The organism is Mycobacterium sp. AZCC_0083 (genome assembly GCF_014202335.1).
Classification (GTDB): Bacteria; Actinomycetota; Actinomycetes; order Mycobacteriales; family Mycobacteriaceae; genus Mycobacterium.
Genome location: NZ_JACHGP010000026.1, coordinates 34687 through 57098, shown reverse-complemented (window position 1 = coordinate 57098; position 22412 = coordinate 34687). Strand labels below are relative to the sequence as shown.

The following is a 22412-nucleotide window of genomic DNA, read 5'->3' as shown; positions in this document are numbered from 1 at the left end:
ATTATCCGCTCAACCACTGGCGCCAGGAGGCCACCACCTGGGTCAGGTCGGCGCCGAGGGTGTCGCGGATGGCGGTCGCGACGTCGGGGTGACCGGGACGGCATGCCTCCAGGTACAGCTTGCGCAGAGTCGGCATCCCGTACCGGTCGGCGACGAAGCGGCTGAACCACCACGCCCGGTCGTAGGCCAGCGACCGTGTCGCGCCAGGGGTGTCGAGATCGGCGTCGGTCGGGATCTTGGCCAGGTCGGCGGCCAGTGCGGGCCCCGGCCGCGGCTGAGGCGGGCGTCCGACGAAGTCGGCTACGCCCTCGGTCAGCCAGCGCGGCGCGTCGGCTGCGGTGTCGGCCCGCGCCGCGTAGTGGAAGAGCTCGTGACGCAGCACGATCCGGAGTGCCCCGTCGCTCATCGCCGCCGCGCCGGGAGCGAACACGATCCGCTGGGGTGTCGTCGCCGCGGCGATGTCGGAACCGGGAGTGCCCATGTCCGCGAACTCCTCGTCGGTGCCCGTCGCCACGATCTCGATGTCGCGCCGCCAGCCGTCACCCCAGAACGCGGTGACGGCGTCGGTGGCCGCGTCGAGTTCGGCGGCGATCCTGGCGGTCAGAGTGCTCGACCGGGCGCCGCCGAGCGGGAGCAGGGATGCGGTGCGGCCGTCGCGCAGGGTCAGCGTCTGCGAGGTGAGCACGGGCGTGCTCGATGCGACCGGGGGCGGCGCTGGCGGCGGGACTTGCGCCGGCGCGGGACGCCAGAGCAGCGCGACGGCGACGATCAGCTCGACGAGTAGAAGGAGGCCCAGAAGTGGGCGTTCAGTACCGGCGGACGTTGTGAATCGGCGCATTGTCCACCGGGGCGACCCGAACCGGAGTCCCGTAGGTGGAGGCATGCACCATCATGCCGTCGCCGATGTAGATCCCCACGTGCGAGGCATCCGAGTAATAGGTGACGAGATCGCCGGGCTGCATCTGGTCCATCGATACCGACTGGCCACCCTGCGCAAGGGCCTGACTGGAGTGCGGCAGGTTGATGCCTGCCTGCTGGAACGCCCACATCACCAGACCGGAGCAGTCGAACGAGCCCGGCCCTGACGCGCCCCACGAGTACGGCGACCCGATCCGGGTGAGCGCTGCCTGCACGGCGACCATGCCCTCGGCGCCGGGGCCCGGCATGGGCAGGGCGGCTTCCGGCGGCGCGATGTCGCCACCAGGGGCGGCAGCCAGCACCTCGGGGCCACCGTCACCCGGCGGCACCGCGTCGGGTGCGGGCACTGCCTCGGGCGCCGGCGCGGGCGGTATGGCCGCAAGGGCCTCCCGCTGAGCCGGGGTGAGAATCGAGTACTGCGACTTGACGACGGCGATCTGCACCTGCAGCTTGCTTTGCTTGGATTGCAGGTCCGCGCGCACCGCGGCGGCCTGTTCGGCGGCAGTCTTGGCATCTGCGGCGGACTTGGCGGACGCCGCCTCCGCGCTGGCGGCCGTAACACTGGTGGTTTTGAAGTTCTGCATCTGCACCGACATCTCGGTGGCCATCACCCGCTGCACGGCGAGTTGGTCGATCAGGCCCTGCGGCGACGATGCGGTCAGCATCGCGTCGAGGCCGTCGGTACGGCCGCCCATGTACTGCGCTGCAGCAACCCTGTCGACGCCGCTCTGGAACGTTGCCAGTTGCACGGTGGCCGCATCGACGGCCGCCTGGTCGGCGGCGTGCTGGGCATCGGCGGTCTGCTGCGCTGCCAGCTTGTCCTTGAGGTCGAGCTCCGCGGAGTGCATGGCTTCGGTGGTCGACTCGGCCTGACGAGAAAGCTCGTTCAGCTTTGCCAGCGCGTCGTCTGCGGGGTCGGCGTGCACGCTTCCGACGAGGGCTCCGCCGAAGACCATGAGGCCGGCTATCGCACCGATGACGGGTCGTCGAATACCACCTGTGCTCCAGTGCGTGCAGTCAAGCCTCAAGTTTTGCGTCCTTACAACTGCCGTTGCGAGCCGCGTCGAACTGCTCTTAGGTCTCAGACAGGTTACGAAACGGCATCGGGGTTGTCCATTGGAAGCCGCAAATTTAACAGGCGCCCCGGAATAAATTTCGCTGTACCCGTGGCGCGTGTCGTCAAGCGACTCCCGATTGACGCCCGCGATGAATTGGCACTAGCCGCAGGCGCGGTGCCAACCCTACGTCGGCCAGCACGTCGAGCGCGCGACGTTCGTCATCCTGCAAGGTTTCTGGCACCCCGAGCAGGACACTCACCACGCAGTCCTTGCAGCCGTGTCCACGGACTGCGCAGTCATCGCAGTCGATGACGACGGACCCGGTATCGCCCCCGGTATGTCCTTCGTCCTGCCCCGGTGTCTCGCGTTGCGAGACATCCCTCGTCGCTTCGCTCGCCTCGTCCATCGCGGCGCTCCTTTCTGTTCGTTTGATCGCACGCTAACGACACGCTCTGACAAATCACATCGATGTCAGTCGAGCGCCCTACGGTCACGACATGGCTGGATCTCGCCTCGCCAACGCCGAGCAACTGGCCTTCGACATGGACGAGGTATCGCTGCGCGACACGACGTTCGTCGTGGTCGACCTGGAGACCACGGGCGGGCGGGCCAGCGAGTCGATGCCGGGCCGGGGCGACCACGACCAGATCACCGAGATCGGCGCCGTCAAGATCCGCGGCGGGGTCGTGCTCGGCGAACTGGCCACCCTCGTCGATCCCGGCCGGTCCATCCCTCCGCAGATCGTCGCGCTCACGGGCATCACGACCGCCATGGTGTGCGACGCCCCGCGCATCGAGTCAGTGCTGCCCGCGTTCCTGGAGTTCTCCCGCGGCGCGGTTCTGGTGGCGCACAACTCCGGTTTCGACATCGGCTTCCTCAAGGCCGCGGCCAAGCGGTGCGAACTCGCCTGGCCGCAGCCGCCGGTGCTGTGCACGGTCAAGCTGGCGCGCCGCGTGCTGACCCGCGACGAGGCGCCAAGCGTGCGCCTGTCCGCACTCGCGCAATTGTTCGGTGCGACAACAACACCGACCCACCGCGCGCTCGACGACGCCCGCGCCACCGTCGACGTGCTGCATGCCCTGATCGAACGGGTCGGGAATCAGGGCGTGCACTCCTACGCCGAGCTGCGGTCGTATCTGCCCGACGTGACGCCGAAGCAGCGCGCCAAGCGCCACCTGGCCACCAGCCTGCCGAACCGGCCGGGGGTGTACCTGTTCCGCGGCCCCGCCGACGAGGTGCTCTACGTCGGAACTGCGGTGGATCTACGGCGGCGCGTCGGTCAGTACTTCAACGGCGCCGACCCGCGCACCCGGATGAAGGAAATGGTGGCGCTGGCCACCCGCGTCGACCACGTCGAGTGCGCGCACGACCTCGAGGCGGGCGTGCGGGAACTGCGGCTGCTTGCCGCACATGCGCCGCCGTACAACAAGCGATCGAAGTTTCCGCACCGGTGGTGGTGGGTGGTCCTCACCGACGAGCCCTTCCCCCGCTTCTCTGCGGTGCGGGCGCCCAAGCACGACCGCGCCATCGGTCCGTTCCGGGCCCGCGCCGACGCCATCGAGACCGCGACGCTGCTGGCTCAGTTCACCGGGGTGCGCACCTGTGGCGCGCGACTTGGCCGTTCGGCACGGCACGGGCCCGCCTGCGTCGAGCGCGAGCTGTCGCCGTGCCCGGCGCCACGCGATGTCGCAGCCGACGGGTATGCCGCGGGACCACTGCGCGCGCACCGCCTCATCGCAGGCGACGACGGCGCGGCGCTCTCGGAGGCCCTCGCCCACATCGAGGACCTGGCCGCCCATGGCCGATACGAGAGCGCTGCCCGCCTGCGCGATCACACCGCGACAGCCATCGATGCCCTGTGGCGCGGTCAACGACTGCGTGCCCTGTCCGCGGTGGCCGAACTGGTGGCGGCCCGCCCCGACGACAGCGGCGGCTGGCATCTGGCGGTGATCCGCCGCGGCCAGCTCGGCGCGGCGGGCAACGCACGGCGCGGAGTTCCGCCGATGCCCGTGGTCGACGCGATTTGCGCTGCGGCGCAAGTGATTCTGCCTGCCGCGGCACCGCTGGGTGGCGCGCTGGTCGAGGAGTCGGCACTCATCGCCCGCTGGCTGTCCCATCCTGGAGTGCGGATCGTGCGCACCGACAATGACTCCGAATCCGGTTACGCCACACCGCTCGCTGCGGCAGGACGGTTGGCCGAGTGGGCGGCCCAGGCCCGATCGGCGAGGATCGCCGCCGAGCAGGCCGTTGGGGACGACTACGACGTCCTCTACGGACCGCGCCGGGCGTCCCTGCGGCCTGCGCTCAGACCTTCTGGGTGAACCGCGCCCACTTCGCGAGCAGCTTCTCGGCCGCGCCCGAGTCGATCGCCTCACTGGCACGCGCCAGCCCGGCCTCCCATGCGGGCACCCACTTGGCATCGCTGGACAGCCCGGCGTGGGCGACCATCGCGCCCGCCGCGTTGAGCGCCACCGCGTCGCGCACCGGCCCCTTGGCCCCGCTGAGCACGGCGCGCACCGATGCCGCGTTGGCCTCGGCGTCACCGCCGATCAGCTGGCTCAGGTCGGCGCGCTGGAAGCCGAACGCCGCGGGATCGAACGTCAGCCGCTCGACGGTGCCCTTCTGCACCCGCCAGATGGTGCTGGTCGTGGTGGTGGTCAGCTCGTCGAGTCCGTCGTCGCCGTGTACCACCAGCACGCTGGACCCACGCGTGGCGAACACCCCTGCCATCACCTCGGCGAGGTCTCCCCAGGCGCACCCGATCAGGCCTGCGCGCGGCGCGGCCGGATTGGTCAGCGGCCCAAGCAGATTGAAGACCGTTGGCACACCGATCTCGCGGCGCACCACGGACGCGTGCCGGTAGGACGGATGGAACTGCGGTGCGAACGCGAAGCCGATGCCGACCTCGGCCACGCAGCGGGTGACCTCGTCGGGTCCAAGATCGATCCTGACGCCGAGGGCCTCGAGCGTGTCGGCACCGCCGGACAGCGACGACGCCGCCCGGTTGCCGTGCTTGACGACGGGGATCCCGCTGGCGGCAACGACGATGGAAGCCATCGTCGACAGGTTGACGGTGTTCGCCCCGTCGCCTCCGGTGCCCACCACGTCGACGGCGTCCGCGGGGATCGAACCCGGCGGCATGCGGCGGGCGTGCCGAAGCATGACCTCGGCCAGCTCGGTCACCTCTGCCGAAGTCGGACGCTTCATCTTCATCGCCACGGCGAAGCCGGCGATCTGGGCGGGCGTCGCGGACCCCGTCATGATCTGATCCATGGCCCAGCCGGCCTGTCCGGTCGCCAGCGTCTGACCGGTCGTCAGACGCCCGAGAATCTGGGGCCAAGTGGGGGAAACGTCGGATGCCACGCGGCTGAGCCTAGCCGTCGGCCACATGCCCTCCGTCTGCTCCCGGAACGGACCCTCCGTCTCCTCCCGGAACAGAAAACGACGAATCTCGCGACCCGGGTGGAGTTAATCAACTACAAAGCGTCATACTTCATGTGTGACGAGTGCTGTAGGGACCTCGGGAACCGCGATCACTGCCCGCGTGCATTCGCTGAACCGGCCCAATATGGTCAGTGTCGGCACCATAGTCTGGCTTTCCAGCGAATTGATGTTCTTTGCTGGGTTATTCGCCATGTACTTCACCGCACGCGCCCAAGCTGCCGGTGACTGGCCGCCGCATCCCACCGAGCTGAACCTGTATCAGGCAGTGCCGGTGACCCTGGTGCTCATCGCGTCGTCGTTCACCTGTCAGATGGGTGTGTTCGCGGCCGAGCGCGGCGACGTCTACGGCTTGCGGCGCTGGTACCTGATCACCTTCCTGATGGGCGCCTTCTTCGTCGGCGGTCAGGCCTACGAGTACTACCACTTGGTCACCCACGGCACGACGATCCCCGGCAGCGCCTACGGCTCGGTCTTCTACCTGGCCACCGGATTCCACGGCCTGCACGTCATCGGCGGCCTGGTTGCGTTCATCTTCCTGCTGATGCGGACGACGATGAGCAAGTTCACCCCTGCGCAGGCCACCGCCGCGATCGTCGTGTCGTACTACTGGCACTTCGTCGACATCGTGTGGATCGCTCTGTTCGCCACCATCTACTTCGTGCGATGAGCTCTACTGACGAGCAGCCAGCCAAAAAGCCGATGAGAAGGGGTTCGATGACCAGCAAGTCCCGCCGTCGGCTACGCCGACGCCTCTCGGCAGCAGTGTTGCTGCTGATCGGACTCGCCTTCGCCGGTGGCCTCGTTGCCATCCTGACGCCGCAGCCGCAGGTTGCCGTCGCCGACGAGTCGCAGCTCGGCCTGCTGCGCACCGGCAAGCAGCTCTTCGAGACCTCGTGCGTGACGTGCCACGGCGCCAACCTGCAGGGTGTGCCCGACCGCGGCCCCAGCCTGATCGGTACCGGCGAGGCCGCCGTGTACTTCCAGGTGTCCACCGGTCGCATGCCTGCGATGCGTGGCGAGGCGCAGGCCCCGCGCAAGGACCCGATCTTCGACGAGCATCAGATCGACGCGCTCGGCGCCTACGTGCAGGCCAACGGTGGCGGTCCGACCGTCCCGCGTGATCAGAACGGCACGGTGGCCCAGGACATGCTGATGGGTGACGACGTCGCCCGTGGTGGCGATCTGTTCCGGCTCAACTGCGCGTCATGCCACAACTTCACCGGCAAGGGTGGTGCGCTGTCCTCGGGCAAGTTCGCGCCGCCACTCGACGAGGCCGAGCCGGCGCAGATCTACACCGCGATGCTGACCGGCCCGCAGAACATGCCGAAGTTCGGCGACCGCCAGCTCAGCCCCGAGGAGAAGCGCGACATCGTCGCCTACGTCCACGAGGCCACGAACACGCCAGATCCCGGCGGCTACGGCCTCGGTGGCTTCGGCCCGGCGCCGGAGGGCATGGCGGCATGGATCATTGGGATGGTCGCGATCATCGGCGTGGCCATGTGGATCGGATCGCGAGCATGAGCAACTCGGAGGGCACGCCCAACGAACTTGAGCCGACCGAGGCCCAGCTGGCAGAGATGTCACGCGCGGACCTCGTGCAGCTCGGCGGCCGGATCGACGGCGTCGAGACGGTCCTCAAGGAGCCACGCTGGCCGGTCGAGGGCACCAAGGCCGAGAAGCGCGCCGAGCGCTCCGTGTCGTATTGGCTTCTGTTCGGCGGCCTTTCGGGTCTCGCGCTGCTGCTGGTCTTCTTGTTCTGGCCGTGGGAGTACAAGCCGTTCGGGTCCAAGGGCGAACTTCTCTATTCGCTCGCCACCCCGCTCTACGGCGTCACGTTCGGCCTGTCGATCCTGGCGATCGGCATCGGAGCCGTGCTTTTCCAGAAGAAGTTCATCCCCGAGGAGATCTCGATCCAGGATCGCCACGACGGCGCCTCCCCCGAGCTCCAGCGAAAGACCGTGGCGGCCAACCTCACCGACGCACTCGAGGGTTCGACCCTCAAGCGGCGCAAGCTGATTGGCCTGTCGCTTGGCGTCGGGCTCGGCGCGTTCGGGCTCGGCACGGCCGTCGCGTTCATCGGTGGCCTGATCAAGAACCCGTGGAAGCCGGTCGTCAAGACCGCCGACGGTCTGAAGGCCGTGCTGTGGACGTCGGGCTGGACCCCGCGGTTCCACGGCGAGACCATCTACATGGCGCGGGCGACCGGCGTGCCAGGCGAGTCGCCGTTCGTCAAGATGCGGCCAGAGGACATCGACGCGGGCGGCATGGAGACCGTGTTCCCGTGGCGCGAGTCCGACGGTGACGGAACGACTGTCGAGTCGCACGAGAAGCTGACCGAGCTCGCGATGGGCGTGCGCAACCCGGTGATGCTGATCCGCATCCGGCCGGAGGACGAACACCGCGTCGTCAAGCGACAGGGCCAGGAGAGCTTCAACTTCGGCGATCTCTACGCATTCACCAAGGTGTGCTCGCACCTGGGCTGCCCGTCGTCGCTCTACGAGCAGCAGACCTACCGCATCCTGTGCCCGTGCCACCAGTCGCAGTTCGACGCCCTGCATTTCGCACGGCCGATCTTCGGCCCTGCGGCACGCGCGTTGGCCCAGCTTCCGGTAACCATCGACAAAGATGGCTACCTAGTGGCAAACGGAGACTTCATCGAACCCGTCGGACCGGCCTTCTGGGAACGGAATTCAATGTCATGAGCACAAAACTTGCAGAGATGGCAGCCGCACAAGGCGATGCGATCGACTCGCGCTACCACCCCTCGGCTGCGGTGCGTAGACAGCTCAACAAGGTCTTCCCGACGCACTGGTCGTTCCTGCTCGGGGAGATCGCCCTCTACAGCTTCATCGTCCTGCTCCTGACCGGCACGTACCTCACGCTGTTCTTCGATCCGTCCATGGCCGAGGTCACCTACCACGGCGTGTACCAGCCGCTCAACGGCGTGCAGATGTCGCGCGCCTACGAAACCACGCTCGACATCAGCTTCGAGGTCCGCGGCGGCCTGTTCGTGCGCCAGATCCACCACTGGGCCGCGCTGCTGTTCGCCGCGTCGATCATGGTGCACCTGGCCCGCATCTTCTTCACCGGAGCGTTCCGCAGGCCACGTGAAGCCAACTGGGTCATCGGCTCGATCCTGTTGATCCTGGCCATGTTCGAGGGTTACTTCGGCTACTCGCTGCCCGACGATCTGCTGTCCGGCACGGGCCTGCGGGCGGCGTTCTCGTCGATCACGCTTGGCATGCCCGTGATCGGAACCTGGCTGCACTGGCTGCTCTTCGGCGGCGACTTCCCCGGTGAGATCATCATTCCGCGCCTGTACGCCCTTCACATTCTGCTGATTCCCGGAATCATGTTGGCGCTCATCGGCGTTCACCTGGCGCTCGTGTGGTTCCAGAAGCACACCCAGTTCCCCGGGCCCGGCCGCACCGAGAAGAACGTCGTCGGCGTGCGCGTCATGCCGGTGTTCGCGGTCAAGTCCGGTGCGTTCTTCGCCATGACCGTCGGCATCCTCGGCCTGATGGGTGGCCTGCTGCAGATCAACCCGATCTGGCAGCTTGGCCCATACAAGCCCTCCCAGATCTCGGCAGGCAGCCAGCCTGACTTCTACATGATGTGGACCGACGGCATGGCCCGTATGTGGCCGGCGTGGGAGATCTATCCGTTCGGCCACACGGTGCCCGCGGCCGTCGCGGTCGCGCTGATCATGGGCCTGGTCTTCACGCTCCTGATCGCCTACCCGTTCCTCGAGAAGAAGTTCTCGGGCGACAACGCGCACCACAACCTGCTGCAGCGGCCGCGTGACGTTCCGGTGCGTACCGCGATCGGCGCCATGACCATCGCGTTCTACATGGTGCTGACCTTCGCGTGCATGAACGACATCATCGCGCTCAAGTTCCACATCTCGTTGAACGCGACCACGTGGATCGGCCGCATCGGCATGGTGGTGCTGCCCGCGATCGTCTACTACCTCACCTACCGGTGGTGTGTCGGACTGCAGCGCAGCGACCGCGCGGTGCTCGAGCACGGCATCGAGACGGGCATCCTCAAGCGCCTGCCCCACGGCGCCTACATCGAGCTGCACCAGCCACTCGGCCCGGTCGACGACCACGGCCACCCGATTCCGCTGGAGTACCAGGGCGCACCTCTGCCCAAGCGGATGAACAAGCTGGGCTCCGGCGGCGCAACGGGTACCGGCAGCTTCCTCTTCGCCGACCCCGTGTCCGAGAGCGACGCCCTGGCCGAGGCCGCACACGCGACCGAACGCAAGGGAATCATCGCGCTCAAGGAATACCAGGACGACGAGCACGGCTCCAACGGGAACGGCTCCTCGAACGGTCATCACTGATCGGTCGGGGCTAGCTTCTCGCCGCGCCGACATCTGCACCACGGCTGTGGAATTGCGCTGCCAACGACCCTCGGACAGATCTCGCCGACGTAGCGTCAGGCCAGGACGTCGCGCAGCTGGCGCAGGAAGAACCACGGGACGGCCGGCATCCCCACCGTGACGATGGCGGCCAGCCCGTAGGCGACCCATCCCGCAGTGTCGCTCTCGGTCGCCATGAGATACGTGCCGACACCGATCAGCGCCGTCGCCGCGCCGATCGCGCCAGCAATGACGAGGGAGCTGCGCAGCCAAATCTGGTCGACGGCAGCGGTCGGGAAGCCGACGCGGCTGCTCGCAGGCGGCACCGCGCTGCGGCGGATGGCCGGACCGCCCACCGTGCTCAGTCTGGTGGTGGCCGCGACCGGATCGCCGAACCCGGCCCGTTCCGTGGTCGCGGTGCGGGCGGCGGGTCGCGGGGTGCCGCCGACGGCGGAGCGCCTGGCCCGGATCAGCAGCGGCACCGCGCCGACGATGACGGCGGCCGAGATTGCGATCACCGCGTACAGCAGCCACGGCGTATCCGAACCGGAGGTGGTGGCCGTGTGGTCACTGCCAAGGTCCACCAGAGCCACGACGGCGGCCACTCCCGCCCCGAGGGCGGCCAACCAGAGCGCCGCACACACGGCGGCCAGAATGCGGTCGGTTTGGTCCAAGGTGCCGGGATTGAGCCGCGGTCGGCTCGTGTCGTCTTGTGTCATCAACAGTTGGTCTGCCAGTCGTTGTTGTTCTGCGACGCGATCGTCTGACCGTCGCTCGTGGTGATCGAACAGTTCAGCCTGCTCAACCGCAACAGGCTGGAGGCCTGCACCGAGCCGAATTCAGACATCGAGATCGGGGTCACCGTCAGTGACCACGGGATGTACACGTTCTGTTGGGTGCGCTGGCGACCCGACGCATCGGTGTAGGTGACCGAGATGCGGTCCAGCGGCGCCTTCGTGCCGGTGACGGTATAGGTGATGAACCTCGGCCCGGCCTGCACGCTCGTCGTGGGCAGCACAGCCGACGGCGGCGGCGGTGCCGGTGCTTCGACGACGGGCGGCGCGGGCTCCTGGGTCACGGTGACCGTCTCCGGCGGCGGGGGCGGCGGTTCCTCGGTGGTCGGGGGCGGCGGAGGAGGCGGTGGCGGAGGCGTCGTCGTGCTGGTGGTCGTGGTGATCTCGTCCTGCACGGGAGGCGCGGACTTGCTGGTGCTCGTCGACGGCGTCGCAAGGTTTTCGTTATCGGTACGGGCGACAAGCACCGTTACCGACGTGACGAGCGCGACTGCGGCGATGATGGCAACCACGCCGACGATCCACGGCCAGCGCGGTGGCGGTTCATCGTTGGCCAGTTCGTTCACCGGCTCGTGGGTGTCGTAGTCGTAGAGCGCCGGGTCGGGCGGTACGTACGGCCCGCTGGTGAACTGCTCGGATTCGGGAGCGGAGTACGCCCGCGAATAGATCTCGGTCTCGCCGGTGCTGGTCTTTTCCTGCGCCGGTTCGTCCGACCCAGGAGGATTCGGCCCGCTCATCTACGCCTGTCCTTCTCGACTGCCAATCGGCGCGACGTCACCTCGGAGACTGTGACTGACCGTGCCTCGGCAACAGTACCCAACGGGACGGTTGAGCGGATCTCGTGATGCCGTACGTCGGTCAACTGGGGCCGTATCGTGACCCGGCCCGGTGCGGGTCAGTGCTTCTCGGGTCCGGTGTAGTACTCGAACACCAGGCCGGCAGCCGTCGCGAGCACGAGTACCGCCCCCGCGGCGATCAACCATGGCAGCCACAACGCGACCGCGACCGCGGTCACCGACGCGGACAGCGCGATCAGCAGCGGCCACCAGCTGCCCGGGCTGTAGAAGCCGAGCTCCCCCGCGCCGTCGGAGATCTCGGCGTCCTCGTAGTCCTCGGGTCGGGTGTCGAGACGGCGCGCGACGAACCGGAAGAACGTGCCGGTGATGAGGGTCAGGCCCGTGGTGAGCACCAATGCGGTGGTGCCCGCCCATTCGATGCCGCCATAGGCGTAGAGGGCCGTCAGCGTCCCGTACAAGACGGTGCAGAGGGCGAAGAACGCGGTCAGGAACTCGAACAGCCTGGCTTCGATGTGCATGCGATGTCCCTACTTGCTCGCCTGGGGTGCCTGCTCGCCGCGACGCGTCTCGAACGGGTGCGTGGTGACCGCCTCCGGCGGCAGACCGATGGCCCGCAGCGCGTCGGCGTTCGTCCCGTTCGGGTGGTCCTCGCGGTACTGAAGGTAGGCCTTGAAGTCGTTGGGCTCAACGACGCGCACCTCGAAGTTCATCATCGAGTGGTAGGTGCCGCACATCTCGGTGCAGCGACCGACGAATGCGCCGGTCCGCTCGATGGTGCTGATCTGGAAGACGTTGTCCGAGTGGTTGGCCGCGGGGTCGGGCATGACGTCGCGCTTGAACAGGAACTCGGGCACCCAGAATCCGTGGATCACGTCGGCCGACGCGATCTGGAATTCGATGCGCTTGCCCTTGGGCAGCACCAGAATCGGGATCTCGGTGCTGGTGCCGATGGTCTCGACCTTGTCGAAGTTCAGGTAGGTGCGGTCCTCGGGGTTGAGGCCGCGGATCGGGCCGACGATTTCCTCACCGTGGGCGTCCACCCCCTCGGGCTTGGACGCCATGGCGGCCTTGCGGGCCGGGTCGGCGCCGTCGTAGCTCAGCGTGCCGTCGGTGAAGGCGATCTTTTGGTAGCCGAACTTCCAGTTCCACTGGAACGCCGTGACGTCGATCACGACCTCGGGATTGGGGTCCTTGTGCAGCATCTTCTCCTGCACCACGACGGTGAAGTAGAAGAGCACCGAGATGATCAGGAAGGGCACCACGGTGAGCACCAATTCCAAAGGCATGTTGTAGCCGAACTGGCGCGGCAATTCGGTGTCGGTCTTCTTCTTCCGATGGAACGCGCTAGTCCAGAAGATCAGGGCCCAGACCATGACGCCGACCACCAGTGAGGCGATCACCGAACCGATCCACAGCTCGCGGTTTAGCTTGCCTTCGGGAGTGATGCCGTACGGCCATCCGAGGCCGAGCACCTCCGACCAGCTGCACCCGCTGAGCAGGAGCGTCGTCCCACCCAAAACCACTGACAACGCGACCAATCGGAGCCCACGAGCGGACACGTTGGCGCCTCCTAGAAGTCGGTGAAGCTAGGCGAATACTACGCAGCGTAGACCACCGTGGAGGGCAGGAGCGAAGCGACCGGGGAATGTGGTGGAACCGAGTCTCGATACACCTCACCGAACCGGCATACTGGCGCGGTGTGCGGACTTCTGGCCTATCTGACTGATCCGTCCATCGACGTCACCACCGAGGCCGTCGACGCGGTGTCGGGGGCCTCCCACCTGATGCGTCATCGCGGCCCCGACGAGCCGGGCACCTGGTCGGACGGCTCCGTCGTGCTGGGTTTCAACCGGTTGTCGATCATCGACATCGCGCACAGTCACCAACCGCTGCGCTGGGGCCCGCCCGAGGCATCGGACCGCTACGTGCTCGTGTTCAACGGCGAGATCTACAACTACCTCGAACTTCGCGACGAGCTCGCCCGTGACCACGGCGCGGTGTTCGCCACCGAAGGCGACGGCGAGGCGATCCTCGCCGGCTACCACTACTGGGGCACCGCGGTTCTGACCCGGTTGCGGGGCATGTTCGCCTTCGCGCTGTGGGACACGGTGGAAGGCGAGTTGTTCTGCGCACGTGACCCCTTCGGCATCAAGCCGCTGTACATGGCGACAGGTCCTGGCGGCACCGCCGTCGGCAGCGAGAAGAAGTGCCTGCTCGACCTCGCGCCCACCGCAGGCTTCGACGTCGCCATCGACGAGCGCGCCGTACAGCACTACACGGTGTTGCAGTACGTGCCGGAACCCGAGACGCTGCAGCGCGGCATCCGACGGCTCGAATCGGGCAGCTACGCCCGCATCCGGCCAGGGCAGGCACCCGTCGTGACCCGGTACTTCGAACCGAAGTTCAAGGCCGTCGCCTTCAACGCGGGCTCCGAGCAGGAGCGCTACGACGAGATCACCGCGGTCCTCGAGGACTCGGTCGCCAAGCACATGCGGGCTGACGTCACGGTCGGCGCGTTCCTGTCCGGCGGCATCGACTCGACCGCAATCGCGGCGCTGGCGATGCGGCACAACCCGCGGCTGATCACGTTTACCACCGGGTTCGAACGCGAGGGCTTCTCCGAGGTCGACGTCGCGGTGGCATCGGCGGAGGCCATCGGGGCGCGGCACGTGACGAAGGTGGTCAGTCAGGCCGAATTCGTCGCGGCGCTGCCCGAAATCGTCTGGTATCTGGACGAACCCGTCGCCGACCCCGCTCTGGTGCCGCTGTTCTTCATCGCGCGAGAGGCGCGCAAGCACGTCAAGGTGGTGCTCAGCGGTGAGGGCGCCGACGAGCTGTTCGGTGGCTACACGATCTACCGGGAACCGTTGTCGCTGAAGGCATTCGACTATCTGCCCCGGCCGGTGCGCCGATCCCTCGGCAAGGCCAGCAAGCCGCTGCCCGCCGGGATGCGGGGCAAGAGCCTGCTGCATCGCGGATCATTGACGCTCGAGGAGCGCTACTACGGCAACGCGCGCAGCTTCTCCGACGAGCAGTTGCGGGCGGCGCTGCCCGGATTCCGGCCGGAGTGGACCCACACCGACGTCACCGCGCCGCTCTACGCGTCCTCCGATGGGTGGGATCCCGTCGCGCGCATGCAGCACATCGACCTGTTCACCTGGCTGCGCGGCGACATCCTGGTCAAGGCCGACAAGATGACCATGGCCAATTCACTGGAACTGCGGGTGCCGTTCCTTGACCCCGAGGTGTTCGCGGTGGCAAGCAAGCTGCCGTATGACCAGAAGATCACCCGGTCCACGACGAAGTACGCGCTGCGCCGCGCGCTGGAGCCGATCGTGCCCGCGCACGTGCTCAACCGCCCGAAGCTCGGCTTCCCCGTGCCGATCCGGCACTGGCTTCGTGCGGGCGAACTGCTCGACTGGGCTTATGCGACGGTGGCGGCTTCGCAGGCAGGCCATCTGGTTGACCTCGACGCCGTGCGCCGGATGCTCGACGAACACCGCAACGGCGTCACCGATCACAGCCGCAGACTGTGGACCGTGCTGATCTTCATGCTGTGGCACGCGATCTTCGTCGAGCACAGCGTCACGCCCGCGATCAGCGAGCCGACGTACCCCGTACAGCTTTAGGACAGCGCAGCGGCGATTTCGGTGCCTGCGTCGGCACCGTAGGCATCGGAGATCCTGGCGATCGCCGCTGCCTTGTCCCACGTCCACTCCTGCGGGCCGGGCGCCTCGAACACCAGCACGGCGACCATCGAAGCGAGCTGCGCGGCTCGCTCGAGGCTCAACCCGGCGCTGCGCCCGGTGAGGAAGCCGGCCCGGAACGCGTCACCGATGCCGGTCGGATCGGCCTGATGCGTCTCGGGGACGACTCCGACGTGGACGACGTCTCCGGTGGAGGACACCAGGTCGACGCCCTTGGGGCCGAGCGTAGTGACGCGCAGGCCGATCTGGCTCATCACCTCGGCTTCGCTCCAGCCGGTCTTCTGCAGCAGCAGTTCCCACTCGTAGTCGTTGGTGAACAGAATGGCGGCGCCGCCGATCAGCCGCCGGATGTCTTCGCCCTTCATGTACGCCAACTGCTGCGACGGATCCGCGGCGAACGGCAGCCCGAGTGCACGGCACTCCTCGGTGTGCAGGAACATCGCCTCGGGGTCGTTGGCGCCGATGATGACGAGTTCCGGTGTGCCCGTTCTGGATACGGTGTCGGCGAGCTTGATGGTGCGGGCCTCGGACATCGCACCGGGGTAGAACGACGCAATCTGGGCCATGTCCTCGTCGGTGGTGCAGACGAACCGCGCGGTGTACGCCGATTCGGCGACGAGCACGCTCTCGCAGTCGACACCGTGCGACGTCAGCCAACCCTGGTAGTCGTCGAAGTCCTTGCCAGCCGCTCCGATCAGGGTCGCGTCTCCCCCGAGCACGCCGATCGCGAACGCCATGTTGCCCGCGACGCCGCCGCGATGGATGACGAGATCGTCGACCAGGAAGCTCAACGACACCTTCTCCAGATGGTCTGCCAGCAACGCTTCGGAGAACTTGCCGGGGAACCTCATCAGATGGTCGGTCGCGATCGACCCGGTCACAGCAATGGTCACGAAACGTCACCCTTCATTTCATTAAGCACGTCTACATAAGCGTACCGAGACGGGCGGCTGCGCTGGACCCGCGGTCTCCGCAGGACGGTGCGCTAGCCTAACAACGACATGGCAGGTCCATACCCGTACCCCGAATCGTTCCCTCAGCACACGCCCTATCCGAATCAGGTGCCGTCGCCGTATCCAGGTGCGCTGCCGCCGCCCGTGCCCTACCCGGGCAAGCCGCGCCGCCGTGGCTTTCTGATTGCCGGTATCGCCCTGCTGGTGGTCGTCGCACTCGCCGCCGCGGCGGTGACGGTCTTCTTCGTCCTGCGGCGCAACGACGCCGCGGAGGCCCCACTCACGCCGGCGTCGGCGAAGACGTCGATCCAGGGCTTCCTCGACGCACTCAGCAGGGGTGACGACGAAGAGATCGCGCGGCACGCATCGTGCGGCGTCTTCGACGAGATCAAGGACAAGAAATCGGACATGGCGCTGGCGAATTTGGCCAGCGATGCCTTCCGCAGGCAGTTCGGCAGTGCCAAGGTGACGTCGATCGACAAGATCGTGACATGGTCGCCCAACCAGGCTCAGGTGCTGTTCACCATGCAGGTGACGCAGGCCGGGCGGTCGCAGGCCGAGTCCTCACGGCAGGCCGTAGCTCAACTGCTGATCCAGAGCCACGAAGTCCTGGTGTGCTCGTACCTACCGCGAACCGGCCAGTACTAGGCCGCTGCGCTCAGTTGAACGAGTCGCCGCAGGCGCACGACCCGGTGGCCTGCGGGTTGTCGATCGTGAAGCCCTGCTTCTCGATGGTGTCGACGAAGTCGATGGTGGCGCCCGTCACATAGGGGGCACTCATCCGGTCGACCGTCAGCCTGACGCCGCCGAAGTCGGCGTTCAGGTCACCGTCCATCGTCCGGTCGTCGAAGAAGAGGTTGTACCTCAGGCCCGCACACCCGCCGGGCTGGACTGCGATGCGCAGCGCCAAATCGTCGCGACCCTCTTGGTCCAGCAGCGACTTCGCCTTGGACGCGGCCGCATCGGTCATTACCACGCCATGGGTGGTTGTGCTGACAGCTTCGTCCTGAACGCTCATTGCTTCTCCCTGTGCATACTCATGCCTCGGATGTCTCAACGGTACCTTGTTCTCCGGGTATTCCCGACTCCAGCGGCCACCCGGCCCCGGTTCTGCGCGCCAGTCCGGTCAACTGGTTCGCCGCATCGTCCATGGCCAGCTGGATCGAGCCCGCGTAGTCCGTGATCGAGTGGGCGGCGGCGATTCCCGCGGCGTGCAGCGCATCGGCGTCGAGCGTGACCTGGCCTGCCAGGACCAGCACGGGCGTATCGCGTGCGCCGGCGGCCAGCGCGCTGACCACCTTGCCGTGCAGCGACTGATCGTCGAACCTGCCCTCACCGGTGATGATGAGCTCGGCGACGTCGAGGTCGGCGGCCAGCCCGGTGTGTTCGGCGATCACCGCGGCTCCGGATTCCCTGCGGCCGCCCAGCGCCAGCAGCGCGGCTCCGATCCCGCCTGCCGCACCAGCGCCGGGTTCGGCACCGACGTCACGGCCTGCCACCGCGTTGAGCTCGACGGCCCACGCGGCGAGCCTGGCCTCGAGCAACGCGACCGTGTCGGGGTCCGCACCCTTCTGCGGCCCGAACACCGCCGCGGCCCCCATCGGGCCGAGCAGTGGATGTTCGACATCGGTCGCGGCGATCAGCTCGACGCCGACGAGCCGGGCTCTGGCGGCAGACAAACCGCCGAGCGCGTCGACCAGCGCGCGGCCCCCGTCGGTACACGAGCTGCCGCCGAGGCCGACGACGATGCGCTCGGCGCCCGCATCGACCGCGTCGCCGATGAGCTGTCCGACTCCCCCGCTGTGCGCCTGGATGGCGGTATCGACGGTCGGCGGTCCTCCGAGCAGGGCCAGACCACACGCCTGCGCACATTCGACGTAGGCCGTCGCCGACGCGTCGTCGAACACCCACTCCGCGGTGACGTCATCGGCGAGGGGGCCGCGCACGGTCGCCGTGCGCAGTCCGCCGACACGGCTGGCCAGCACTCCGACGAAGCCGGGGCCGCCATCGGACTGCGGTGCGGAGATCAGCACGTCGTCGGGCCGGGCGCTACCCCAGCCAGTCGCGATCGCGTCGGCGGCCTGCACGGCGGTGAGGCTGTCGCCGTAGCAGTCCGGGGCGATCAGCACGCGTAGTACGGGGCCCGTCATGCCAGCAGAGTAGGTGCCGGGTTGACGGGGTGCATGCCCGGGCGGGAATAACCAGCACGGGACTGAAGTAACCTGGCACACGTGAATCTGCTGGGCCGCAAGAAGGCCAATCCCGCACCGGAGGAGTCCGGAGCGGTCGAGTTGGGCGTCGAGGACGATGCCGCAACCCGCGAGGCCACCCCCACGGCCCCGAAGGGTAGGCCGACTCCCAAGCGCAGCGAGGCCGCACGCAAGCGCGGACCGGTCGCTCCCGCGCCGATGACGTCGGCCGAGGCCCGCAAGCGGCGCAAGGAGCTGGGCGGTCCGAAGCTCAGCAAGGATGAGCGCAAGGCGGAGAAGGTCACCCGTCGCGCCGCCATGTCCGAGCGTCGCGAGAAGATGATGGCAGGCGAGGACGCCTACCTGCTGCCGCGTGACAAGGGTCCGGTCCGCCGTTTCGTCCGCGACATCGTGGACTCCAGGCGCAACATCCTCGGCCTTTTCATGCCCGCCGCGCTCGGCCTGGTGTTCATCATGCTGTCGGTGCCGTCGCTCAAGGTTCAGCAGATGCTGTCGCCCGCGATGCTGGCGCTGGTCCTGATCATGGCCATCGACGGGTTGATGATCGGCCGTCGGGTGAACAAGGCGGTCGACGCGAAGTTCCCCGACAACGTCGAAAGTGGTTGGAAGCTGGGCTTCTACGCCGCGAGCCGTGCCTCTCAGCTGCGCCGGATGCGGGCGCCGCGCCCGCAGGTCAACCGCGGCGACAAGATCGCCTGAGCCGCGGTGCGTGCGCTGGTTCTCGGCGGAATCCGCTCAGGCAAGTCGCAGTGGGCCGAAGGCGCGATCGCACGGGCTGTATCCCCGACCCAGCCGGTGCGTTACCTGGCCACCGGAACCGTCGCCGCTGACGACCCCGAATGGTCGGCACGGGTCGCCATCCACCGGAAGCGACGCCCCTCACACTGGTCGACCGTCGAAAGTCAGGACGTGGCAACGCAGTTGCGCGCCGAATCCGATACCGCGACGCTGGTCGACGACATCGGCGGCTGGCTGGTCGCGGTGATGGACCGGCGCGACGCCTGGACCGGCGGCCTGGTGAGCAATGACGTCGACGACCTGGTGGCGGCCGTCGGCGCGTTCCGCGGACCGCTCGCCTTGGTCAGCCCCGAGGTCGGGTTGACGGTGGTCCCGGCGACGCAGGCGGGACGACGCTTCGCCGACGAGTTGGGCGTGGTAAACCAACGCCTGGCCGCGCAGTGCGACCGGGTGGTGCTCGTCGTCGCCGGGCAGCCGCTGACGGTCAAGGACACATCGACGCGCGAGGAAGAATCATGACGCAATTTCCCGACATCGCGGCACCCGACGCGGCAGTCGAGGCCCAAGCACGGGCCCGTCAGGAGACGCTCACCAAGCCGTCCGGCGCACTCGGCAGGCTCGAGGACCTCTCGGTGTGGGTGGCGGCGTGCCAGGGCGTGTGTCCGCCACGCCAGTTCGAACGGCCGAGGGTGGTCGTCTTCGCAGGTGATCACGGCGTCACGGCCGCGGGGGTTTCGGCCTACCCCGCCGAGGTAACCGCGCAGATGGTGGCCAACTTCGACACCGGTGGGGCAGCCATCAACGTGCTGGCCGAGCTGGCAGGCGCCGGAGTGCGGGTGGTCGACGTGGCGGTGGACAGCGAAGCACCGCTGTCGCCGTCGATCGGCGCGCACAAGGTGCGCCGCGGCAGCGGAAACATCGCCGTCGAGGATGCGTTGAGCGCCGACGAAACCGACGCCGCGATCGAGGCAGGCCGCCGGATCGCCGACGAAGAGGTGGACGCCGGGGCCGACCTGTTGATCGCGGGCGACCTGGGCATCGGAAACACCACCGCCGCAACGACGTTGATCGCGGCGTTGACCACTTCCGAGCCGGTCGCCGTGGTGGGCCGGGGCACGGGCGTCGACGACGCAGGCTGGGCCCGCAAGACCGCGGCCATCCGGGACGCCCTGTTCCGGGCCCGCGCGGTCCGATCGGATCCCGTTGGGCTGCTGAGGGTTTGCGGCGGCGCCGACCTTGCGGCCATGGCGGGATTCGTGGCACAGGCAGCCGTGCGGCGCACGCCGGTGTTGCTCGACGGCGTCGTGGTGACGGCCGCGGCGTTGGTCGCCGAGCGGATGGCGCCGGGCGCGAAGCAGTGGTGGCAAGCCGGCCATCTGTCCACCGAGCCCGCGCATACGCTGGCCTTGCAACAGCTGGCGCTGGACCCGATCGTCGATCTCGGGATGCGCCTCGGCGAGGGCACGGGAGCAGCCATAGCGCTGCCGGTCCTGCGGGCTGCGGTGGCCACGCTGGCGTCGATGGCGACGTTCGGCGAGGCCAGCGTGTCCGAGCAAGTAACCGAGCAAGTCACCGACCCGGCGCCGTGATCGGTTCCCTCGCTTCGGCGTTCGCCTTCGGCACGGTGATCCCGGTCCGCGCCAGGCAACCGCTTGGGCGAGGCACTCTGACCGCGCTCCCCGTGGTCGGGGTCGCGCTGGGTGGACTCGCCGCGGGGACGACGTGGATGGCGGCCGAGGGCTTCGGCGAGGGCAACGCCCTGACCGGCATCCTTGCCGTGGCCGTGCTGCTGCTCGTCACCCGCGGCCTGCACATCGACGGGTTGTCGGACACCGTGGACGGCCTCGGCTGCTACGGACCGCCAGAACGTGCGCTGGCGGTGATGCGAGATGGAACGGCGGGCCCCTTCGGCGTGGCGGCGGTCGTCGTCACCATCGTGGTGCAGGGCCTGGCGTTCTCCACGGCGAGCCTGGTCGCGATCGTGGTGGCCGTCGCCGCGGGCCGGGTGGCCGTCGTTCTGGCCTGCCGCCGATCAATACCCGCCGCCGAAGGCAGCTCACTGGGCGCGCAGGTGGCGGGCACCCAACCGGCGTGGGTGGTGGCGGGGTGGATCGTCGCCGTCGCGGCGGCGGGCGCGCTCGCCACGCCGCGACCGTGGCAGGGGCCAATCGCCGTGCTGGTGGCAGTGGCGGTCGCCGCGTGGGTGGTGGCGCACTGCGTCCGACGGTTCGGCGGCATCACCGGCGACGTGCTGGGTGCCGTTGTCGAAGTGAGCACCACCGTGGCCGCGCTTGGCCTTGCGGTGCACTGACCGATCTAACCCAGTTGGGTCATCCAGCCGTGAGTATCGGCGAAGGTGCCCCGCTGAATGCCGGTCAGCGTGTCGCGCAGCGCCATGGTGACCTCGCCCGGTTCGCCGTCGGCGATGGTGAACTCGCCGTCACCGGACTTCACCCGGGCCACGGGCGTGATGACGGCGGCGGTACCGCACGCGAACACCTCGGTGATCTCGTGCGCCGCCGCCTTCTTCTGCCATTCGTCGACGTCGATCTTGCGTTCCTCGACGCCATAGCCCGCGTCACTTGCCAACTGCAGCAACGAGTCCCGGGTGATTCCCGCCAGAAGCGAACCGCTCAGCTCGGGCGTGACGAGCCGTGCCGACCCGCCGCTGCCGAACACGAAGAACAGGTTCATCCCGCCCATCTCCTCGACGTAACGGCGTTCGATCGCGTCGAGCCAAACCACCTGATCGCACCCCTGCTCGGCGGCTTCGGCCTGGGCAAGCAGTGAGGCCGCGTAGTTGCCGCCGAACTTCGCCGCGCCGGTGCCGCCGGGGCTGGCGCGCACGTATTCGGTGGACAGCCACACCGACACCGGCTTGATGCCGCCCTTGAAGTACGCACCGGCCGGAGAGCCGATCACCATGTAGCGGTACTGCGTGGCAGGGCGCACGCCAAGGCCCGGTTCGGTGGCGAAGATGAACGGCCGCAGGTACAGCGACTCCTCGCCGCCTGCCGCTGGCACCCAGTCACCATCGACGGCGATCAGCTGGCGCAACGACTCGATGAACAGCTCGGGAGGCAATTCGGGTATGGCAAGCCTGCGCGCGGAGCGGCCCAGCCGGGCGGCGTTCGCATCGGGCCGGAACGACACGATCGATCCGTCCGTCCACCGGTAGGCCTTGAGCCCCTCGAAGACTTCCTGGGCGTAGTGCAGCACGATCGCCGACGGGTCCAACTCGATCGGGCCGTACGGGACCACGGCGGGGTCATGCCAGCCGCTGCCCTCGGTGTAGTCGATCGACACCATGTGATCGGTGTGGAAGCGGCCGAAACCGGGCTCGTGCAGGATTTCGGTACGTACCTCGTCGCTCGCCGGAGTCGCATTGCGGGCAAGCGTGAATTCGAGGGGGCCATCGGTCATGTGC

The 22412-nt window shown here is 68.0% G+C and carries 23 protein-coding genes; 11 read left to right on the top strand and 12 right to left on the bottom strand.

The annotated features are described in order from the left end of the window. Window position 1 precedes the first annotated feature (1 nt). The 3 genes from HNP02_RS39290 to HNP02_RS39280 all read right to left on the bottom strand — a co-directional run bounded on the left by HNP02_RS39290 (window position 2) and on the right by HNP02_RS39280 (window position 2382). A complete protein-coding gene (locus HNP02_RS39290; RefSeq protein WP_184446073.1) occupies window positions 2-838 on the bottom strand; it encodes a peptidase in 837 nt (278 codons plus the stop codon). After that, complete coding sequence (gene ripC / locus HNP02_RS39285) at window positions 807-1946, bottom strand: peptidoglycan hydrolase RipC (protein ID WP_221318522.1); 1140 nt, start codon at window positions 1944-1946, stop codon at window positions 807-809. Before ripC ends, HNP02_RS39290 begins: the two co-directional genes overlap by 32 nt. Window positions 1947-2097: 151 nt before the next feature. Further along, the gene (locus tag HNP02_RS39280; RefSeq protein WP_221318521.1) at window positions 2098-2382 is read right to left on the bottom strand and encodes a hypothetical protein; all 285 of its coding nucleotides are present in this window, start codon (window positions 2380-2382) and stop codon (window positions 2098-2100) included. Between the two features lie 91 nt (window positions 2383-2473). On the opposite strand from HNP02_RS39280, the gene HNP02_RS39275 reads away from it, so the two are divergent. After that, the gene (locus HNP02_RS39275) at window positions 2474-4297 is read left to right on the top strand and encodes a DEDD exonuclease domain-containing protein (RefSeq protein WP_184446072.1); all 1824 of its coding nucleotides are present in this window, start codon (window positions 2474-2476) and stop codon (window positions 4295-4297) included. Here HNP02_RS39275 and trpD read toward each other — a convergent pair. Continuing rightward, window positions 4281-5366 (bottom strand): anthranilate phosphoribosyltransferase, encoded by a 1086-nt coding sequence (gene trpD / locus HNP02_RS39270; protein WP_184446071.1) that lies wholly within the window; start codon window positions 5364-5366, stop codon window positions 4281-4283. The genes HNP02_RS39275 and trpD overlap by 17 nt on opposite strands. A gap of 109 nt (window positions 5367-5475) precedes the next feature. Here trpD and HNP02_RS39265 point away from each other — a divergent pair, with 109 nt between their 5' ends. The 4 genes from HNP02_RS39265 to HNP02_RS39250 are packed head-to-tail and all read left to right on the top strand — an operon-like array spanning window position 5476 to window position 9768. Beyond that, complete coding sequence (locus HNP02_RS39265; protein WP_184446070.1) at window positions 5476-6087, top strand: heme-copper oxidase subunit III; 612 nt, start codon at window positions 5476-5478, stop codon at window positions 6085-6087. A gap of 32 nt (window positions 6088-6119) precedes the next feature. Next, window positions 6120-6941 carry a c-type cytochrome gene (locus tag HNP02_RS39260; protein ID WP_184446111.1) on the top strand — a complete coding sequence of 274 codons (822 nt, stop codon included), beginning with the start codon at window positions 6120-6122 and terminating at the stop codon, window positions 6939-6941. Continuing rightward, window positions 6938-8122 carry a ubiquinol-cytochrome c reductase iron-sulfur subunit gene (locus HNP02_RS39255; RefSeq protein ID WP_255507475.1) on the top strand — a complete coding sequence of 395 codons (1185 nt, stop codon included), beginning with the start codon at window positions 6938-6940 and terminating at the stop codon, window positions 8120-8122. Before HNP02_RS39260 ends, HNP02_RS39255 begins: the two co-directional genes overlap by 4 nt. Continuing rightward, window positions 8119-9768 (top strand): ubiquinol-cytochrome c reductase cytochrome b subunit, encoded by a 1650-nt coding sequence (locus HNP02_RS39250; RefSeq protein ID WP_184446068.1) that lies wholly within the window; start codon window positions 8119-8121, stop codon window positions 9766-9768. The genes HNP02_RS39255 and HNP02_RS39250 overlap by 4 nt, the downstream gene beginning before the upstream one ends. 95 nt (window positions 9769-9863) lie before the next feature. Here the strand turns inward: HNP02_RS39250 and HNP02_RS39245 are convergent, their stop codons facing one another. From HNP02_RS39245 to HNP02_RS39230, 4 genes are all read right to left on the bottom strand, one after another. After that, entirely contained in the window at window positions 9864-10505 is a 642-nt protein-coding gene (locus HNP02_RS39245) for a DUF2561 family protein (RefSeq protein ID WP_184446067.1), read from the bottom strand. Next, window positions 10505-11317 (bottom strand): hypothetical protein, encoded by an 813-nt coding sequence (locus HNP02_RS39240; protein WP_184446066.1) that lies wholly within the window; start codon window positions 11315-11317, stop codon window positions 10505-10507. The genes HNP02_RS39245 and HNP02_RS39240 overlap by 1 nt, the downstream gene beginning before the upstream one ends. A gap of 158 nt (window positions 11318-11475) precedes the next feature. Further along, window positions 11476-11895, bottom strand: a complete 420-nt coding sequence (locus HNP02_RS39235) for a cytochrome c oxidase subunit 4 (RefSeq protein ID WP_184446065.1) — start codon at window positions 11893-11895, stop codon at window positions 11476-11478. A 9-nt stretch (window positions 11896-11904) separates the two neighbouring features. Next, window positions 11905-12936, bottom strand: coding sequence for a cytochrome c oxidase subunit II (locus HNP02_RS39230; RefSeq protein ID WP_184446064.1), 1032 nt, complete (start codon window positions 12934-12936; stop codon window positions 11905-11907). A 138-nt stretch (window positions 12937-13074) separates the two neighbouring features. On the opposite strand from HNP02_RS39230, the gene asnB reads away from it, so the two are divergent. Then, window positions 13075-15006 carry an asparagine synthase (glutamine-hydrolyzing) gene (asnB, locus tag HNP02_RS39225; RefSeq protein ID WP_184446063.1) on the top strand — a complete coding sequence of 644 codons (1932 nt, stop codon included), beginning with the start codon at window positions 13075-13077 and terminating at the stop codon, window positions 15004-15006. Here asnB and HNP02_RS39220 read toward each other — a convergent pair. Beyond that, window positions 15003-15977, bottom strand: a complete 975-nt coding sequence (locus HNP02_RS39220; RefSeq protein WP_184446062.1) for a carbohydrate kinase family protein — start codon at window positions 15975-15977, stop codon at window positions 15003-15005. The genes asnB and HNP02_RS39220 overlap by 4 nt on opposite strands. Before the next feature lie 108 nt (window positions 15978-16085). Between HNP02_RS39220 and HNP02_RS39215 the strand changes: the two genes are divergently transcribed. Continuing rightward, the gene (locus HNP02_RS39215; protein WP_184446061.1) at window positions 16086-16685 is read left to right on the top strand and encodes a hypothetical protein; all 600 of its coding nucleotides are present in this window, start codon (window positions 16086-16088) and stop codon (window positions 16683-16685) included. Window positions 16686-16695: 10 nt separating this feature from the next. Here the strand turns inward: HNP02_RS39215 and HNP02_RS39210 are convergent, their stop codons facing one another. Together HNP02_RS39210 and HNP02_RS39205 are read right to left on the bottom strand one after the other, a co-directional pair. Next, entirely contained in the window at window positions 16696-17055 is a 360-nt protein-coding gene (locus tag HNP02_RS39210) for an iron-sulfur cluster assembly accessory protein (RefSeq protein WP_184446060.1), read from the bottom strand. Window positions 17056-17074: 19 nt separating this feature from the next. Beyond that, a complete protein-coding gene (locus tag HNP02_RS39205; protein WP_184446059.1) occupies window positions 17075-18187 on the bottom strand; it encodes a glycerate kinase in 1113 nt (370 codons plus the stop codon). An 81-nt stretch (window positions 18188-18268) separates the two neighbouring features. Here HNP02_RS39205 and HNP02_RS39200 point away from each other — a divergent pair, with 81 nt between their 5' ends. The 4 genes from HNP02_RS39200 to HNP02_RS39185 are packed head-to-tail and all read left to right on the top strand — an operon-like array spanning window position 18269 to window position 21296. After that, entirely contained in the window at window positions 18269-18946 is a 678-nt protein-coding gene (locus HNP02_RS39200; protein WP_184446058.1) for a DUF3043 domain-containing protein, read from the top strand. A gap of 6 nt (window positions 18947-18952) precedes the next feature. Then, window positions 18953-19504, top strand: coding sequence for a bifunctional adenosylcobinamide kinase/adenosylcobinamide-phosphate guanylyltransferase (locus tag HNP02_RS39195; RefSeq protein ID WP_184446057.1), 552 nt, complete (start codon window positions 18953-18955; stop codon window positions 19502-19504). Next, a complete protein-coding gene (gene cobT, locus HNP02_RS39190; protein ID WP_184446056.1) occupies window positions 19501-20574 on the top strand; it encodes a nicotinate-nucleotide--dimethylbenzimidazole phosphoribosyltransferase in 1074 nt (357 codons plus the stop codon). The genes HNP02_RS39195 and cobT overlap by 4 nt, the downstream gene beginning before the upstream one ends. After that, window positions 20571-21296, top strand: coding sequence for an adenosylcobinamide-GDP ribazoletransferase (locus HNP02_RS39185; RefSeq protein ID WP_184446055.1), 726 nt, complete (start codon window positions 20571-20573; stop codon window positions 21294-21296). The genes cobT and HNP02_RS39185 overlap by 4 nt, the downstream gene beginning before the upstream one ends. Before the next feature lie 5 nt (window positions 21297-21301). Here HNP02_RS39185 and HNP02_RS39180 read toward each other — a convergent pair whose 3' ends face one another. After that, window positions 21302-22408 (bottom strand): branched-chain amino acid aminotransferase, encoded by a 1107-nt coding sequence (locus HNP02_RS39180; protein ID WP_184446054.1) that lies wholly within the window; start codon window positions 22406-22408, stop codon window positions 21302-21304. Window positions 22409-22412 lie beyond the last annotated feature (4 nt).

What these genes read in the sequence shown, in the direction of transcription:
- HNP02_RS39290 (WP_184446073.1), bottom strand. Translation starts at nt 838, where the DNA reads ATGCGCCGATTCACAACGTCCGCCGGTACTGAACGCCCACTTCTGGGC.
- HNP02_RS39280 (WP_221318521.1), bottom strand. Translation starts at nt 2,382, where the DNA reads ATGGACGAGGCGAGCGAAGCGACGAGGGATGTCTCGCAACGCGAGACA.
- HNP02_RS39275 (WP_184446072.1), top strand. Translation starts at nt 2,474, where the DNA reads ATGGCTGGATCTCGCCTCGCCAACGCCGAGCAACTGGCCTTCGACATG.
- trpD (WP_184446071.1), bottom strand. Translation starts at nt 5,366, where the DNA reads ATGTGGCCGACGGCTAGGCTCAGCCGCGTGGCATCCGACGTTTCCCCC.
- HNP02_RS39260 (WP_184446111.1), top strand. Translation starts at nt 6,120, where the DNA reads ATGAGAAGGGGTTCGATGACCAGCAAGTCCCGCCGTCGGCTACGCCGA.
- HNP02_RS39255 (WP_255507475.1), top strand. Translation starts at nt 6,938, where the DNA reads ATGAGCAACTCGGAGGGCACGCCCAACGAACTTGAGCCGACCGAGGCC.
- HNP02_RS39250 (WP_184446068.1), top strand. Translation starts at nt 8,119, where the DNA reads ATGAGCACAAAACTTGCAGAGATGGCAGCCGCACAAGGCGATGCGATC.
- HNP02_RS39245 (WP_184446067.1), bottom strand. Translation starts at nt 10,505, where the DNA reads ATGACACAAGACGACACGAGCCGACCGCGGCTCAATCCCGGCACCTTG.
- HNP02_RS39240 (WP_184446066.1), bottom strand. Translation starts at nt 11,317, where the DNA reads ATGAGCGGGCCGAATCCTCCTGGGTCGGACGAACCGGCGCAGGAAAAG.
- HNP02_RS39235 (WP_184446065.1), bottom strand. Translation starts at nt 11,895, where the DNA reads ATGCACATCGAAGCCAGGCTGTTCGAGTTCCTGACCGCGTTCTTCGCC.
- HNP02_RS39215 (WP_184446061.1), top strand. Translation starts at nt 16,086, where the DNA reads ATGGCAGGTCCATACCCGTACCCCGAATCGTTCCCTCAGCACACGCCC.
- HNP02_RS39210 (WP_184446060.1), bottom strand. Translation starts at nt 17,055, where the DNA reads ATGAGCGTTCAGGACGAAGCTGTCAGCACAACCACCCATGGCGTGGTA.
- HNP02_RS39205 (WP_184446059.1), bottom strand. Translation starts at nt 18,187, where the DNA reads ATGACGGGCCCCGTACTACGCGTGCTGATCGCCCCGGACTGCTACGGC.
- cobT (WP_184446056.1), top strand. Translation starts at nt 19,501, where the DNA reads ATGACGCAATTTCCCGACATCGCGGCACCCGACGCGGCAGTCGAGGCC.
- HNP02_RS39180 (WP_184446054.1), bottom strand. Translation starts at nt 22,408, where the DNA reads ATGACCGATGGCCCCCTCGAATTCACGCTTGCCCGCAATGCGACTCCG.